General features: G+C 27.7%; 16 protein-coding genes. 1 reads left to right on the forward strand and 15 read right to left on the reverse strand.

Annotated features, from left to right (window positions below; all coding sequences use genetic code 4):
• Positions 1–190: 190 nt before the first annotated feature.
• Entirely contained in the window at positions 191–898 is a 708-nt protein-coding gene (locus SCLAR_RS04065) for a DeoR/GlpR family DNA-binding transcription regulator (RefSeq protein ID WP_100254656.1), read from the forward strand.
• A 50-nt stretch (positions 899–948) separates the two neighbouring features.
• On the opposite strand, the gene SCLAR_RS04070 is transcribed toward SCLAR_RS04065, so the two are convergent.
• From SCLAR_RS04070 to SCLAR_RS04140, 15 genes are all read right to left on the reverse strand, one after another.
• The gene (locus SCLAR_RS04070) at positions 949–1,893 is read right to left on the reverse strand and encodes an ABC transporter permease subunit (protein WP_100254657.1); all 945 of its coding nucleotides are present in this window, start codon (positions 1,891–1,893) and stop codon (positions 949–951) included.
• A 1-nt stretch (position 1,894) separates the two neighbouring features.
• Complete coding sequence (locus tag SCLAR_RS04075) at positions 1,895–2,602, reverse strand: ABC transporter ATP-binding protein (protein ID WP_100254658.1); 708 nt, start codon at positions 2,600–2,602, stop codon at positions 1,895–1,897.
• A 77-nt stretch (positions 2,603–2,679) separates the two neighbouring features.
• Complete coding sequence (locus tag SCLAR_RS04080; RefSeq protein ID WP_100254659.1) at positions 2,680–3,342, reverse strand: hypothetical protein; 663 nt, start codon at positions 3,340–3,342, stop codon at positions 2,680–2,682.
• A 119-nt stretch (positions 3,343–3,461) separates the two neighbouring features.
• Positions 3,462–4,415: a hypothetical protein gene (locus tag SCLAR_RS04085; protein WP_100254660.1), complete on the reverse strand. Its 954-nt coding sequence runs from the start codon at positions 4,413–4,415 to the stop codon at positions 3,462–3,464.
• 320 nt (positions 4,416–4,735) lie between these two features.
• Positions 4,736–5,065, reverse strand: coding sequence for a PTS sugar transporter subunit IIA (locus SCLAR_RS04090; RefSeq protein WP_100254661.1), 330 nt, complete (start codon positions 5,063–5,065; stop codon positions 4,736–4,738).
• Positions 5,058–6,491 carry a glycoside hydrolase family 1 protein gene (locus SCLAR_RS04095; protein ID WP_100254662.1) on the reverse strand — a complete coding sequence of 478 codons (1,434 nt, stop codon included), beginning with the start codon at positions 6,489–6,491 and terminating at the stop codon, positions 5,058–5,060. Before SCLAR_RS04095 ends, SCLAR_RS04090 begins: the two co-directional genes overlap by 8 nt.
• Before the next feature lie 10 nt (positions 6,492–6,501).
• Entirely contained in the window at positions 6,502–7,374 is an 873-nt protein-coding gene (locus SCLAR_RS04100) for an ROK family protein (protein WP_100254663.1), read from the reverse strand.
• A gap of 216 nt (positions 7,375–7,590) precedes the next feature.
• Complete coding sequence (locus tag SCLAR_RS04105) at positions 7,591–7,896, reverse strand: PTS sugar transporter subunit IIB (protein ID WP_100254664.1); 306 nt, start codon at positions 7,894–7,896, stop codon at positions 7,591–7,593.
• 14 nt (positions 7,897–7,910) lie between these two features.
• Complete coding sequence (locus SCLAR_RS04110; RefSeq protein ID WP_100254665.1) at positions 7,911–8,537, reverse strand: PTS sugar transporter subunit IIC; 627 nt, start codon at positions 8,535–8,537, stop codon at positions 7,911–7,913.
• A gap of 23 nt (positions 8,538–8,560) precedes the next feature.
• Complete coding sequence (locus SCLAR_RS04115) at positions 8,561–9,475, reverse strand: hypothetical protein (RefSeq protein WP_100254666.1); 915 nt, start codon at positions 9,473–9,475, stop codon at positions 8,561–8,563.
• Positions 9,476–9,500: 25 nt separating this feature from the next.
• Positions 9,501–10,415, reverse strand: a complete 915-nt coding sequence (locus tag SCLAR_RS04120; protein ID WP_100254667.1) for a hypothetical protein — start codon at positions 10,413–10,415, stop codon at positions 9,501–9,503.
• 508 nt (positions 10,416–10,923) lie between these two features.
• A complete protein-coding gene (locus tag SCLAR_RS04125) occupies positions 10,924–11,805 on the reverse strand; it encodes a hypothetical protein (RefSeq protein WP_100254668.1) in 882 nt (293 codons plus the stop codon).
• A gap of 125 nt (positions 11,806–11,930) precedes the next feature.
• The gene (locus SCLAR_RS04130; protein WP_100254669.1) at positions 11,931–14,042 is read right to left on the reverse strand and encodes an ADP-ribosylglycohydrolase family protein; all 2,112 of its coding nucleotides are present in this window, start codon (positions 14,040–14,042) and stop codon (positions 11,931–11,933) included.
• Positions 14,042–15,745 (reverse strand): PTS sugar transporter subunit IIC, encoded by a 1,704-nt coding sequence (locus SCLAR_RS04135; RefSeq protein WP_100254670.1) that lies wholly within the window; start codon positions 15,743–15,745, stop codon positions 14,042–14,044. Before SCLAR_RS04135 ends, SCLAR_RS04130 begins: the two co-directional genes overlap by 1 nt.
• Before the next feature lie 29 nt (positions 15,746–15,774).
• Entirely contained in the window at positions 15,775–16,083 is a 309-nt protein-coding gene (locus tag SCLAR_RS04140) for a hypothetical protein (RefSeq protein ID WP_100254671.1), read from the reverse strand.
• Positions 16,084–16,408 lie beyond the last annotated feature (325 nt).

A 16,408-nucleotide genomic window follows, 5' to 3' on the forward strand; every position in this document is an offset into this window, starting at 1 on the left:
TTATCCTACATTATTAGTTAATCACTATTGGTAAAAATATAAAAATTTCAAATTATCATAAAAATTTTTTTAAAAATTGAAATGTATTCATATTTTGATAAATTGATAAATTATCTGGAAATTATCAAGGTATAATCATTTTGAAAGGAAGATTTGTAAAATTTTTTGGAAATTTTACTTTTTTAAAAAAATGAGCAAAAATAGAACAAAAAAAATAATTGATTATATTCAAGAGAAAAATGTTAGATCGACCAAGACACTTTTAAAAAAATCAAATTTGTTTGAGTGCTCAAAAATTACAATTCGTCGGGAATTGCACAAACTCGAAGCTATGGGTTATTTAAAACTAAAATATGGAAGTATTGATATCTTAACTTATGAAAAGTACAACAGTGACAAAGTTTATGATTTATTTGATTTTGATAAACATTATGAAACAATTTCAAGTGAAGCAATTGAATTAATCGATGAAGATGATAGTTTATTTGTCACTAGTGGTAAAACAATGCACTATTTTGTAAAGAAAATTAATAAACCCATCTCACTATTACTAACCAATTCAGTTGAAATAGCTTTTGCTGCCATAAATAATGGTTACATAAAAAAGACTATTATTTTTGGAGGGATTATTAATAAAGAAAAGCGCTCAACCTATGGACCCATGCTTGAAGATCACATTAATGAAATTAATGTAGATAAATTATTTATGAGTTGTGATCATTATGACAGTGACTACATTTACTGTAATGACATTTATGAAAGTTTTATTATTAAAAAGATGATTGAAAATGCTGCAAAAAAATTCATGTTAGTTGATTACACAAAAGTTAACTCTAGAGGAACTATTAAAACTTGTTCAAAAGATATTTTTGAAGCAATTATTACAAATAGCATTTAAAAAACTCACCAATGGTGAGTTTTATATGTTTTAAAATGCTAGGTCTATTTTTAAACCATAATTTCTGCTCTTGTAAATTTTCAAGCACACAAGTAACCTGTACTAGCTAAAACTCCAAGGTATGCAATAGGTCCAAATCAAAGTAATCACTCATTTTTTTGATTTAGTTCAAATACTTCAGTCACTACAAAATAATCTCCAACAATGTTTTCAACTGTTTTAGATTTATCTGTAAAATCAAGAGGATTTACTATGAAACTTTGAATTGAAAAGTACTTCACTGCTTTTAACCCTCTAAAAGCATTTTCTTGAATGTCTCCACCTTGTCCAACATAGACCACAAAGTATAAGAATCAAGTGATAAAAAGATATAACAAAATTATGGCAACTAGTAAATTAAAGATTCTAATTTTCTCAGTCATATATAAAGCAGCTAGTGCTAGAATGGTTGTAAAAACTAGATTAAATAAAATAAAATTAAAGCAATATAATACCACTCTACCAAAATACTGATTTGCATCCACAGCAAGAGCACAAAAAACCATAATAATGATTGACATTGTACAAGTTAAGATTAAATTAATGACATTAATAGCAATTATCTTAAGTAAAATAACTTGTTTTCTTGAAACTGCAAATGTTAATCAGGAAAGGATTTTTCCTTGATTAATTTCTTTCAAAATGAAATCATTAATAAAAACTGTTGAAATTATTCCCAAAATCAATAAACTGGGTGCTGTAAACAAAAAGCCATTAATAACCCCTGACTGAGATGTTTCAATAAAAAGGTAGTTTGAACCATTCTCAGCTGTATTCTCAGAAATAAAGATTCTTGCAATATATGGTCCTTGAATTACTTCTCCAGGAACTGTTTGAGCAAAAAGCATAGCAGCTGAGGTAGCAAAAATTGCTACAATACCAAAAAAGAGAATTCATTTTCAAGCCATTTTCAAATGAAAGGCCAAGATTTTATTGTTAAATTTAAATGTTTCCATTTTAAATTAACTCCTTTGTAGAATATAATGCCAAAAAATCTTTTTCTAAACTTTCAACTGAAAGTGAATCTGTTGCTATTTCTCTAATTATGGTGCCATCCTTTATAAAGCAAGCTCTTTCACAAAGTTTTATAACCTCAGCAAACATATGAGAACACAAAAGCACAGTTGTTCCCTCTTTTTTTAGTTTTAAAATCAGTTTATTAAACTTATCTTGCATTACTGGATCTAGTCCACTTGTTGGTTCATCTAAAATTAAAAACTTAGGTTTATTCATTGTAGCTACAATTATTGAAACTTTTTGTTTTGTCCCTTTTGACATTCTTTTTATTTTAGTTTTTAAACTTGGTTCAAAATCAAAATAATCAATGAGGTCTTGTAAAAATTCCTTATTAGTATTTTGCTTAAACTTAATATTGAAATCAATAAACTCTCTTCCAGTCATAAAATCATATGTTGCTATTTCACCAGCAAGATAGCCAACATCCAGCATTAGTTTTTTTGAATTATTTCATGGGTTAACATTATTTATAAGTATCTCACCAGAATCAGGTTTTATAAAACCCAGAACCTGCCTAATTAGTGTAGTTTTTCCAGCACCATTAGGACCCAAGATACCAAAAATTTCATTTGGTTTTACTTCAATTGATATTTTTTTATTAGCAGTCTTTTCTTGAAAATGTTTGCTAACATTTTTTATATTTATCACTTGTTTTCCTCCTCAAAAACAATTCTAAAAAATTCTTTTTGTAAATTACTATGTATTTATAAAATAAAGTTTTACATCTAAGAGAGCAAATTAACTTTAGATATATCTCATGAAACATTCAAATATTTTGTTTTAGTATTAGCATTTTTAAAATACATATAGACGTTATGTCTAATAACAATTGAACCAGCATTATTTCAATAAAAACCAACATTCATATATGCATATTTTTTATAAATTCCACTTGTAGTGTGATTGAATTCAAAATGTGCATCTGTTCCAGTTCCAATTAACCCTATTCCTGAGGATGCATCCTTTGGAATCACTAGTTTATTACCATACTTTATTGTTGGTTTAGATAATATACTTGTATCTGTAGACACATTAGTCAATAAAGTTTGAAACTTTACTATTCCTCTAAAAAATGAATAATTACTACTATTACTTTCATAAATTCCAATTGCAACAGACATTTCAACTTGCACATATTTGAAATTATTTAATAAATAACTTTTATTATTGATTGAATTGTATCTATTAGTTTCAACTGTGACAGTATCTGTGCTTTTACTTTTTGAACCACTTCAAGAAGTTGAAACTGATTCTGAAATTTTTTTATTTTGTTCTTGTGCAAAGCTTAGTGTATTTTCACTATATGATTTTGTTAATAATGAATTTAAATAATATTTTTCATTAATGTTTAATTCTTGATAATTTTCATAGTTGTTCTTTGTAATCATTGATGTACCACTAGTAATTGTTAATCCTAGTGTACCAAAAATTGATAATAATTTTTTGATAGCATTTATCTTCCTACTAAGACATTAATTGCATGTCTTATAATGTTTTTTAAAATATTTTACATATATTCAAAATTATATAATGGTACTTCATATATAGATTTTGTAATAATTGAATTTTTAGTTGCAATATTTTGATTAACTTGTAATAAATATATCCAACAAACATTAAACCTAGAGTTACTTTCCAATGAAAATTTATAAGTATAATTTTCATTTTCTTCAAGATCAATTGTTTCTTCAAAAAAATTAAATAATAAATTTGATGACTTATTATCAAATAAAGTTCCTTCATAAAAGTTTAAAACTTCACCATTTTCATCAAACTCTTTTGTATCAAAAAAATCTTTTGCTATTTTATAATCTCCAACAAATGGTATATTCTCATAAGCACTACTTTCAAAATTATAAACAGCTGCCTCATCTTTTAAAAACCTAAGAATATCTTTGTCATCATAGTCTGGTATTAATGTCAAATCTGTATAAGTTATTTTTTCAAGATCTATATAGTAAGCAAAGACTTCTTCAGTTTTTGTATAAGGTATACCTAAATTATAAAATCCAGACTCTTTCTTTAGAAAAAATAAATATACTTTTTCACTATCAGAATTTCCAGTAAAAGAAAATTCATACTCAACATTTTCAGAACTTTGTTGATTTTTAGATTCAACAAAGACATCGAAAAGTTGATTTGATGAAGCTTGATCTAATGGTGCTCCTTTATAAAAATTTATATTTTTGCCATCTCAGTCAGTAAAATCTGAGTAACTGGGAACTTCATTTAGCAAGGTTTTATCTGGATTGAACTCTATTGGTTCAAATTTAGTTGTTTCAATGTCATAATACTTTGCTGTTTTTAATATTTGTAAAATATCACTATTACCATAACCATCATTAAACGTCCCAAAAATTGTTGGTTTTGAAGGGGAATTTTCTGATGTGGAACACTTTCATGAATATATTCCTAAAGTTGATGGTAAAAATAGGTTTATTGCTAACAATAGTTTTCTCATCCTTCCTCCTTTCAAAAAAATTATAACAAACCTAAATAATGCGTCAATAATTGAAACATATAAAAGTTTAGAAAATTTATAAATTAAAAGTTTACAAAATAAAAAATATTTGCTAGTAAACTAATTTTTTGTCATAATTTTTTGAATAGAATCATAATAAAATCATTATTTGTAACTAATATTTTCACTAAATTATTTTATAAAGTTCTGTTAAAAGTGTGTAAATCATAGTTAGCATTTGAAATTGAGAGGAATTTTCAAACAATAAAAATTTGAAATCTAAAAAAGGCATTTATTCAAATGCCTTTCAAAACCATTAATTAATTTTTAACATTATTAAATCTATCATAAATTTCTATAAATTCCTTAGCCATCAAAATAATTGTTTGAGTTGTTAAAAGTTGATCTTCAGCATGCATAAAAATAACTGGAAAGATAAATTTGCTTCCCCTAGCTTCTTCAACAACTACCTCCATATGAGCCTTTTCAGCTTCAATCATACTTTTTTCTGCCTCAGAAATTAATAAATTAGCTTCAAAAATTTTATTTTCTTTTGCTAATTTAATTGAATTAATGGCATTGGTTTTTGCTTCACCTGCAGATGCAATAATTTGAAAGGAAATTTGTTCAAAATTAAGTTCCCTATTCATTTTGATTTCCTTCACTTAGTGCAATTAAACTCTCTTCAATTTCAAATTCATTATTGTTTTCTCTAACTGACTTGATTCATAGTCCTGAACTTTTAACCTTAAATTCCTTAGTTTTTAGATTAAATTCAATAAAACCATATCTGTTCTTAAATACATTATTTCAACTTCAATTATCAATTAAAGTTCAGAGGTGGTAACCAAAACAGTTTGAACCAGCAGCAATTCCTTTATGCAAAAAGTATAAATGTTCTTTAATAAAATTGATTCGATAATCATCTTGAATTATGCCATCACTATTTTTGAAAGGTTCTTCATTATGTGCTCCCATTCCATTCTCTGAAATATATCATGGAATATTGTCATAATTGTTTTTGATATCCATTGCAATATTATAAATGGTTTTAGGATGAATTTCTCAACCTCTTGATTCATTCATTCTTCTTTTTTGGAGAATATACTCTTCAAATCATCTTTGTGGTGAAGGATAATCCTTATTCTCAGGTTTTGGTGCTTGAACACGACAAGGTTGGTAAAAGTTTACTCCTAAAAAATCTATTTTAGCTTTGGCAATTATTTCTAAATCTGTTTTTTGGAACTCAGGCATAAGGTTTTCATTTTTTAAAAGAGTCACCAACTCTTTTGGGTATCTCCCAAAAATTGCAGTCTCTAGAAATGTTTTATTACATAACAAGTCACGAATTCTTGCAGCATTGACATGTTCAGCCTCATCATTCTTTGGATATGTTGGAGTCAGATTTAAAATAATTGCAATTTGTTTTTTACTTTGGTTTTTAAAAACCTCTCTAAAAACATTTACCACTTTTGCATGAGCTAAAATTGTATGATGACCTGCTAGTAAAGCTTCAGAAAAATTAGTTTGTTTTGGATAGTGAACACCATACAAATAGCCAAGTTCGACTGGTACCACCGGTTCATTAAATGTTGATCAATAATCAACTAAGTCCCCAAACAATTCAAAACATACTTTTGCATATTTTTCAAACAGTTCAACTACTTTTCTATTGGTTCAACCTCCAATTTCTTGGAGAACTGTTGGCATATCAAAATGAAACAAATTTACAACTAATTTTGCACCTTTCGCATTAACTTCTTTAAAATAATCTCTATAAAAATTTACTGCATCTTGATTTACTTCAAGTGTTTCAAAATTATTTATTAGTTGACTTCATTGAATTGATGTTCGATAACTATTTAATTTAATTTCATCAAGTAACTCAACTGCCTCAGTATGTCTTGAGTACAAGTCAATTACTTCATCTGGTCCAACTCCTTCAAAAAAATCAGTTGGTGTTTGATCATATCATGTTTCCATAATACTTTTATTTACTTTATTTTTACTTCCTTCTGATTGCGGGCCAGATGATGCTGCCCCAAATCAAAAATCTTTTTTAAATTTAATTTTCATTTTATCCCCCTTATTTCTTTGCTAATAAATTAGCGCCAATTAAATTTGAATCATTAAAATACTTACAAGTTTTTATCTCAAAATATTGAGGCATTTCTGAATCAATAATAATTTTTGAAATCGCTTGTTTTAGTTTTTTTATAAATATTTTGTTTTCACTTATTGCTCCCCCAATGGCAATAATTTTTGGATCAATTACAAAACTTAAATTTGCAATTAACTTAGCTAAGTTATGAATTTGAAAGTTAATTTCTTCTTCAAATTTATTATTAATTTCAAATTCTTTATAAATTTCTTTTGCAGAAAGTTTCAATTTATATTTGTTTTCAACATTTCATTCAAGTCCTAAGGTGGCACAGTCAACTGAATTATTTATAAATTCTCCAGTTTCATATCTTGATAAACCTGCACCAATTTCACCAGCAAGCAAATGTGAACCTTTATGTAATTTGTTGTTAACAATAATTGAACAACCAAGCCCTGTTCCTATTACAAACATTAAACCATTCTCACAATTTTTTAAAACTCCTAATTCCAATTCTGCAATTGCAGCACAATTGGAGTCATTGTCTACAAAAACATTTATTTTATACTCATTTTCAAAAAATGTTTTGAAATTAATTTGAGTAAGATTTTCAATGGCACTTAAGCCGCTAATTTCTCCAGTTCTTGTATTAATTATTCCTGGTGATGCAATACAAATGTTATCAATAGATTCAATTGCTATTTTTGCTTTGATTCAATTATTAATTTCAGTTAGTAATTTTTTTCCTGAATAAATTTCATTGTGATAATCTAAAAGATCTCTTTTTACAATTTGTTGGTTTTCAAAAATTGCTATCTTTGTAGATTTACCACCAATATCAAATACTAAATTTTTCATTTTTTTTACCTCAAATTTATTATTACAGCAACCAGTACGCTAGCAAGTGCTAGTAGTCCCAGTGCTACACTACAAGTGTTTTTAATTATTTTATCAAGCATATTTTTACCACCAGATTCACTTAGTCAATTAACAAGTTTAATTACGAGAAAAATACTAGCCAACAATATTACTGATAAAATTACCAGTAATATTGTTCAAACTGTTAATGACAAACTAGTCTTTTATTATTGATAGAGCCTGGTTTAGCACAGCTTCTCCATCAACTCTCCCATAATTTTGAGCACTAATAATTTCAACAGTTATGTCTAAGTTTCTAGTAGCTCTTTTAAATTTAGCAAGTTCATGACCAACTTGTGGACCAAGTAAAACACAGTCTCAACCTTCTAAAATTTGAACTGCTTCACTAACTGGAACCGCTTCTATTTCAACAGCTAAATTTTTTGTGGCTGCTGCTTTCATCTTATTGACCAACAATGATGTTGACATCCCAGCATTACAAGCTAGTAATATTTTTTTCACACTATCTCTCATCTCTATTTGTTTTTTACATTAAAATTGCTATGATGCAAATGATTTGTTGCTAATTTTTCAGATGCAAGTTTCTCTAATTCTAATCTGGCAGCTTGTTTTTCTGCTATCTTTACAAATGGAGTATATCCCACAAAGTAGACTCCAGCACAAGCAAACCACAGCACAATTGCTTTTCAGTCTAATGAACTATTTAAGAAAGCCATAGTAAACAATGGTAGTGTCCAAGGATTGTCAATTGTGGTTGCATCAACCATTCCTGTACTCATAACTAGGTACACTATTGCTGCATTAAGAACTGGTAGTAAAACAAATGGAATAAATCAAACAATATTTAGCATAATTGGTAACCCAAAAATCATTGGTTCATTGATATTAAACAATCCTATAAATGCAGAATAAATGCAAAACACCATGAAAAATCTACTAAAAGAGTCATGTGTTGAATCCTCCATCATAGTTAAAAACAGTCATATAAATGTTCCTGATGCTAGCAAAAAACTGATATTTGATATTATTAATATGGAAAATGTTGTGGTTATAAATTTCTTGGTGTTTGCCAGTTTTTCTATTCTTTTAAAGTCAATCACCTCATTAAGTTTATATTTTTCAATTGTTTCTTGTAAATTCATACTTTCCTCCATAGTCGCCACTACTAACTGTTGATTTGAGTGATCAAATTTTCAATTGTTGAAACTTCCTTTTCATAACTTTGAACTAATCTTATAATCCAACGTTTTAACTTAAATCTCTTTTCAAAACCATCTAAAGAACTTTGTTTAAAATCTTTAACCTCCACACAATTTAACTCACTAAATTTAGTTTCTACCAAAGTTAAATTTGTTAGATTTTGTTTTGATTGAGTTTTTTTAAAGAACAATATTCCTGCATAAGTTGGTTTGGTAAAAAAATTATTTTCGGTTAATGAATCTCCAACATATATTGGTTCTATTAGAGTAGCTAATAAAACTACAAAACAACCAATTGTTATAAGTAATTTCCAAAGATCAATTCTTCGTCCCTTATAATAATATGTATATAAGTAATTACAACCATTAATATAATAAATTCTTTTTGGAAATCTAAAACTATTTTCTGATACATAAGTTTCTACTTGTTCTGGTTGTAAAATTTCTACAATGTCCTTGTCAGTGGAAACTTGCATCAACTTGATATGTTGTTTGCCAATAACCCGATTAAAAATTTCATTGTAATTAATTTTTTTTAGTTCACCTTTAAGTTTTTTATGAATATCTAATCTTTTACCATAAATTAAGTTCTTAAGAATGTAAATTGTTAGAAGCAAACTAGCAAATAAAGTAGCAAAAATAAGATATGCAACCAAAATTAAAATAAGAAGTATATAACCAAAGTCATAGTTTCCTCAACCACTTAAATATAAAAATAAGCGAACAAGTAAGTATGCAACCAAGGCTAATGCTAGATTTGAGAATATTAAGGAAAAAATTGAATAAACTGTGAACCACTTGGTGTTTGCCAGTTTTTCTATTCTTTTAAAATCAACCACCTCATTAAGTTTATATTTTTCAATTGTTTCTTGTAAATTCATACTTTCCTCCATAGTTTACATACTACTAACTGTTGATTTGAGTGATCAAATTTTCAATTGTTGAGACTTCTTTTTCATAACTTTGAACTAATTTTAAAACTCAACGTTTTAACTTAAATCTCTTTTCAAAACCATCTAAAGAGCTTTTATTAAATTCTTTAACCTCCACACAATTTAACTCACTAAATTTAGTTTCTACCAAAGTTAAATTTGTTAGATTTTGTTTTGATTGAGTTTTTTTAAAGAACAATATTCCTGCATGGGTTGGTTTGGTAAAAAAACCACTTCCTATCAAGGCACTTTCAGGTGCAGGGGCTCAAAGTAATACAAGTAAAGTTACAAAACAACCAATTGCTATTAGTAATTTTCAAGGATCAATTCTTCGTCCCTTATAATAGTATGTATATAAGTAATCGCAACCATTAATATGATAAATTCTTTTTGGAGACCTAAAACTATTTTCTGATGCATAAGTATCTGCTTGTTCTGGCCATAACAACTCTACAATGTCTTCATCAGTGGAATTTTGCATTAATTTAATATGCTGCTTGCCAATAACTCGGTTAAGAATTTCATTGTAATCAATCTTTTTTAATTCACTTCTGAGTTTTTTATGAATATCTAATCTTTTACCATAAATTAGGTTTTTAGCAATGTAAATTGTCAGAAGCAAACTGGCAAATACAATAGCAACAATAAGATATGCAACCAGAATTAAAAAAAGAAGTATATATTCAGACCCTAAGCCTCCTAAACCACCTGCTAAATATAAAAACAAGCGAATGAATAAGTATGCAAATCATGCCAGAAGTAGATTTGAGAATATTAAGGAAAAAATTGAATAAACTGTGAACCACTTGATGTTTGCTAGTTTTTCTATTCTTTTAAAATCAACCACCTCATTAAGTTTATATTTTTCAATTGTTTCTTGTAAATTCATCTTTGTCCTCCAAAGTTTTCTAATAATTTCTTGAAAAAGTAATTTTAAAATAAGGTTGCTCTTTGTCGTCTGAAGTTTATGGTAAATTGCTTAATGAATAATTGTCGGGGTAAACTTATAAAATTATTATACTTGTTTTTCCAAAAATATTATAAACATTTAAAAATCAATTTGAATATTTACACAATTTAATTTTTTTAGAAAATCTGTGAGATTTGTTGATTGTCACTATTGTCAAAAAACCCGATTCTAGCCTATTCCTACCTTATTCATCGAGCAAATTTCAGTCAAAATTAATGCTCACAGCTAATAATTTAAATTTATTTTTTTTAATTTATCATTGCAAAAAGAAAATTTAGGTGTATTATTTAAACATTAGCAACCCCCTTTAGCAATCATAAAAATGTAATTGATGAATTTAAACTAATAAAAACCCAGATACTATGATCTGGGTAGAATTCTCTTTGAAGTTATAACTTCTATAGTAATTAATTATTGTGCAATCTTGTTATTTTGCAGTCAAAACTTCAATGATGCCAGCAATGTTTCTTTTCATTGCATTGATTATTCTATTCATTGTTTGGGGATAGTTAAAGTAATCTCCAAAACAAAAGTTATTTAAATGTAATGCATGCTTTGTTTCCATAGGTTGTTCTATTTCACCATTTTTTATTAGTTTTAACTTATATAAATTTCGGCGAAATGATTTAGTTTTTATTACTTTTGGATTTGGTCGCTTAGCATTTGCATCCACAAAAATAGTAGCTGCTGCAATTACTGCTCAAACATAAATCATCTTGAAAATAAATATTCTGAGACTTTCTTTGAAAGAATTGTCAACCTTTGCTAAACTAATTTGACATTGAAATTCAGCTTCTGCATATCTCAATTTGTAAACATTTGCCTGGAAAATTTGATTTTCATTAACTTTAACAAACTCTGTATCAACGTGAAATTTTTCAAATTCCAACTTTTGCTCTGGGTAATCAACTTTTAAAACTTGATTATAAATTCCTATGAAATCAATTTTGTTAATTTCTCTAGCCAAATTCTCATCCTTTAAAGTTCCACCATTGTAAACAAAGTAAAGCAAGTCACAAAAAACAATTCAGGCAAGGAGCAAAAATGCAAACATTGCAATTGAACAAGTAGAAACAATGACAAAATAGTACTTTTTATTCAATTGGATTTTCCCAGCAGCTTCTAAAATTAAATAGTATGCAACTCCAGTAATTGTACCCAAAACTAGTAACAATAAAAATGTCAAGAGTAAAGTTTCAAAAACTATCCTTAATCTTCTTTTTTTGTTAACTCGATAACTATTATCTTTCAATTCTTCAATTTTGATGAAGTTATCAATTGAATATCTTTTGATCATTTTTGCTTCCATAAATGCTCCTTTTATTTGTCTAAAAAGTATTGAAAACAACTTTCTACACTTTAATGATACCAAACTTAGATGGATAATCTTGTTTCTTTCATTATTGATAATTAATTTTTGATGTGTAAATAGAGTTATTTTATCTCAACATGTTTAAAGATCACAGAGTTTGCATTGTAATCAAGCAATGAGAATGATCCATCTGTCTCAATTTCAAAGTCTTTGACATCAAATGCATCAATAAGTAATTGCTCATTTAAGTAAAAACTGATTTTTTCATCAACATATGTGACTCTTAACTTGTTATTTCCTAAAATTGGTGTACAGTTTACTTTTGTAAGCAACTCTGATTTTAAGTAATTTTTAAAATGGACTATTTCAACTGTATTTTCTTTAAGAATAAAGGCTAATTTATCATAAATTCCCCTTACAAAAACTGATAAACCAAAATGATAATTCTGGTTAACTTCAACCTCAAGAGTATAGTCAAATTCTAAACTATTGTTACTTCCAAAATATAACTCATTGAATTTATTATCATTAGTATTGGTAAGACCAGTTTCAGTTATCTCCCACCCATATTGGTATGATGAAAATCCTAATGGATTGCTATGTCTTGTAGTCCAAACCTCTTTGCTAGTTTTTGATAAATCTAGTGAAATTAAAGGCTTCCCAGTAATTTCAAAATTTTTAATATCAATTTTGACAAATCTTTTTAGTAAAAATAAATCTTTGTCTAAAAAATTATATTGTATCCCAACTTTATAAATGTGTTCATCCTTTAGTTTAGGGATATTAAATTCAAATTTCATTCAATCATCACTTGTAATTTTAAACTCAGAAGTATATACTTCACCTGTTGTTGTTTCAACAAAAGTTTGAGCTGCAATCTGTTGACTTGAATCTGCTTGCGTTTGTCTAATTTCACAGCTTATCTTTTGACCACTAAATATTGTTGGTGTAATCTCAGGGTCATATCTTGAATCATCAAATTCATTGGCAAAATAAAATGAATTAAAGTACGTTCTAAATGTGTCATTTGGTGTTAAGAAAGAAAAGTATGATCTTAAGAATTTTTCATCTTCGAAAACCTTGCAGAAATTCACTTTCTTTGAATAGATTTTGTCTGGACCAACTGAGGTTTTGAAACCTTTTTTAGCAAATTTATTATCAAAATTTCATTGTAATTTTGAATTTTCTTGACTAATTTTTACACCAGTAAAATATCTTTTTGAAAGTGCCACTGTTCTTTTGGCAAGTTCTGAAATATATTGAATATTCAATTGCCCCATTGCTGTTGAACATATGATTTCGTCATTTAAAGGATTAATCCATTTTTCAGCAATTCCATCAAGTCCAACCAACGCACCCATTATCATTCCAGCATTTCCCACATTACTATCTGTGTCTTCTCCACCTCTTAATGTGTACTCAAGTGCTTTATCAAAACTATTTTCTGAGCACAGCAAGCCAATTAAAGTAACCGCAGCACTGGGAATGACATGACAAACACCAGGATAATCTTTTTCTAAGTAATTTGTTTTTATGTAATCAAAGTTTTCCTCTCAAACTTTTGAAGTTTTGTTAAATTCAATTATAGCAGTACACATTTCTTTATAAGGTGAAGTTGGTAGCAGTGCACAAATTTTTTCAACAATTGTAGTGATATTGCTATTATCTTCAAATGCAAGAGCGACACACCCAGACATAAACATAGCTCCAATCACTGCATCTCCATCATGAGTTACACTAGCCATTTTTTTAGCTAGCTTCATAGCTTCAATCACATTCAATGGACTCAACAATCCTCAATGATCATTGAAGATTTCCCCTCCAATTTGTTCAGTAATTCAATCTGGGTTTACTGTCTTTGACCCAGATTCTGGAGGTAAAATCCCACTATTTAAATTTATGTAGGCTGTATGTTCAGTGGCTACATCTTTGCCACCTCACCACATTACTCCATGACCATTAGGTACTAGATTCATAATTGCTTCAGCAAAGTTTGCAGTCTCAAGATTTGCTTGAGAAAGTGCTTTTAAATTTTCTTGAAAAATCATTCCTCACATGTAATCATCATCTGCTGCATATTTGCCATAATTAACTAAGTAATTGTCAAATTTACAAAATACTTCTGCAATTTCTTCTTTTTTTCAAATCTCAGTTGGTGTACCAAAAATAATCCCGACAATTTTACCAATTCAACCTGAATAAACTTTCTTAAAATAGTTTTGTGGATAGTCCATTAAGCAAATACCTCACTTTTGATTTTGCAAGCATTAAAATTTTTTAAAACATTTTTATCAACATATTTTGATTCAACAAGTCCAAAGAAAATTTCTTCACTATTCAAACTATTAAAATAAAGATTGTCAAAGTAGTCAGTAACAAAGCTGTTAACTCCATTTTGATTTAAAATTGCTGAAGTAATTTGAGTTTCAACTTTACTTATTTTTTGATAAATGCTTTTGATTTTATTTTCTAATGGTTTACTATCAAAATCTAGTTTTTGAATTCTTAAAGCAATTAAGTCAGCATCATTTCTTAATTTTATAGCCTCGTATTTTTGAATTAAGTTTTCATAATCTTTTGATTTACTTGCTAACTTTTTAATTTTATTTGCAATTTTTATTAGTTGTTTATCTTGACTAGCTATTTTTTTATCCTTTTTAAATTCCAAAGTCATTTTGTATTTGATGTATTTATCATATGCTCCAAAAGCTTTGTCTTTAAATAATTCACCAATTAACTTCATTAAATCTGTTTGTTTTTTAATGAAGGCTTGATCAAAATTATTCTTTTTCATAAATTTTGTTAATTGATGATTGGTTTTTTTAGTTTCAACTTTACGAGATTGAAACTCATTAATAAAAATGAATCCTAAAACTAATGGTAGGATGAAAGCCACTGCAAGAATAATTGATGCCATTGTAATTTCTGTCACATTTTTTCCTGAAATTACTTGGATGATTGACATGAAACCACCCCCACCAATTGTATGTGATTTTACTTTTGTGATTCCACACAAGAATCCCACTACAGCTGCACTAAAAGTTGTAGTTAAATAGATTTTTTTCTTGGTAAAGAACAATCCATATAAGAATGGTTCAATGATCCCAATTAACCCTGGCACAAAAATTGCTAGTGCTGTTGTTTTTAATGAAAGGTTTCTGGTTTTAATTAAAATTGCAATTGTGATCCCACTTCCAATGATTGAAAGCATTGAAATTAATCAGTTAATTGATTGGGGATCTCCACTAGTAACTGCTTGCATTACCACCAACATCAAAGGAATGTGTAGTCCAGTGATTACAAGTGGAAACCAAATTATGCAAAAGATTGTTTCACTAATTCCATAAGGAATTTTTTGGATTTGGTTTAATAGTTGAACTATTAATGTTTCTAAAATTGATAGAAACGGTGCAAACACAATAAACATTATTACAGTTGTCAGAGCAAAACCAAGTGCTGGTCGAAACAGCCCGTCAACTGCTTCAGGCATTCAAGTTTTAATTCAACGATCTAGGTAAACATAACCAATTCCAGCAATAACTTGAACAAGCATTGAAGTACCATATGATTTAATTGATATATCAAAAGACCAAATTGAAAACAGCTTTCAATTTAAGCCACCCATTAATCATGGACTTGCTAAAGATAGACCAATTAGGATTCCAATCAACTCATTTCCTTTTAAGTATCTAACTGCATTCCAGCAAAAGATTACCCCAATGAATGACATTCCCAAATTGGCAATAATATAAACTAAACCAGTAAAGAGATCATAATCTGTGATCATTTTAACTCCTTGGCCTAAGTTACCATTGTAGTTTAAAGCAACTTGTTTGACTAAATCAGTCATTTCAAAAATTGCTAAAACTGCTAGTAGTAATCCTGAAATTACTGCAGCTGGAATGCTGGCAAATAAAATTCCAAACACTCCATCCATTAATTTTTCTTTCAGTGTTTTTTTAGTAGTTAACTCATTTTTAAATTCACTATTTTTTTATCAGTCACATATTCAGTAAAAGCTTTTTTCATTTTTACTGCATGTTGTCCCATCACAAAGACAACTTTATTTTCTTCAGTATAAATTTTTTTAGTATTGTATAAATCTACGACATTTAAATTATTTAAATCTATTTTACTCTTGCATTCAATAATAAATTTTGAATCGCATGAATAAGTATCTTTGATATCATCAAGATTAATTTTTGAAATAATTAATTCACTATTTGATTGATATCTATCTAAGAACTTTAGATTAGCAATAACATCATTATTCATTTGTATCTCCCTTATTTTGATATTACTCATTTATATCTTTTTAATTTTTAAGGTAAGTTATTTTTTAAAAAATAACTTACTCAACTATTTGTCACTAATTTTTGAATTTTACAATACCCCAATTTATTAAATTTAATGTAAACTAATTTCTAATAAACTTCTTTCATTATTGTAAGTTCAAAAATTACTTGTCCTTTCTCTTTAAATTTTTTTTGACTAATTACTTTTGGACATCACTCAAAACAAAAATAACTAGTTACCCCACCAATTACACGAAAGCTGTTTATCTCAAAAATTTGATTTACATTAAAAAAACACATTGTTA

This window comes from Spiroplasma clarkii (assembly GCF_002795265.1).
Lineage (GTDB): Bacteria > Bacillota_I > Bacilli_A > Mycoplasmatales > Mycoplasmataceae > Spiroplasma_A > Spiroplasma_A clarkii.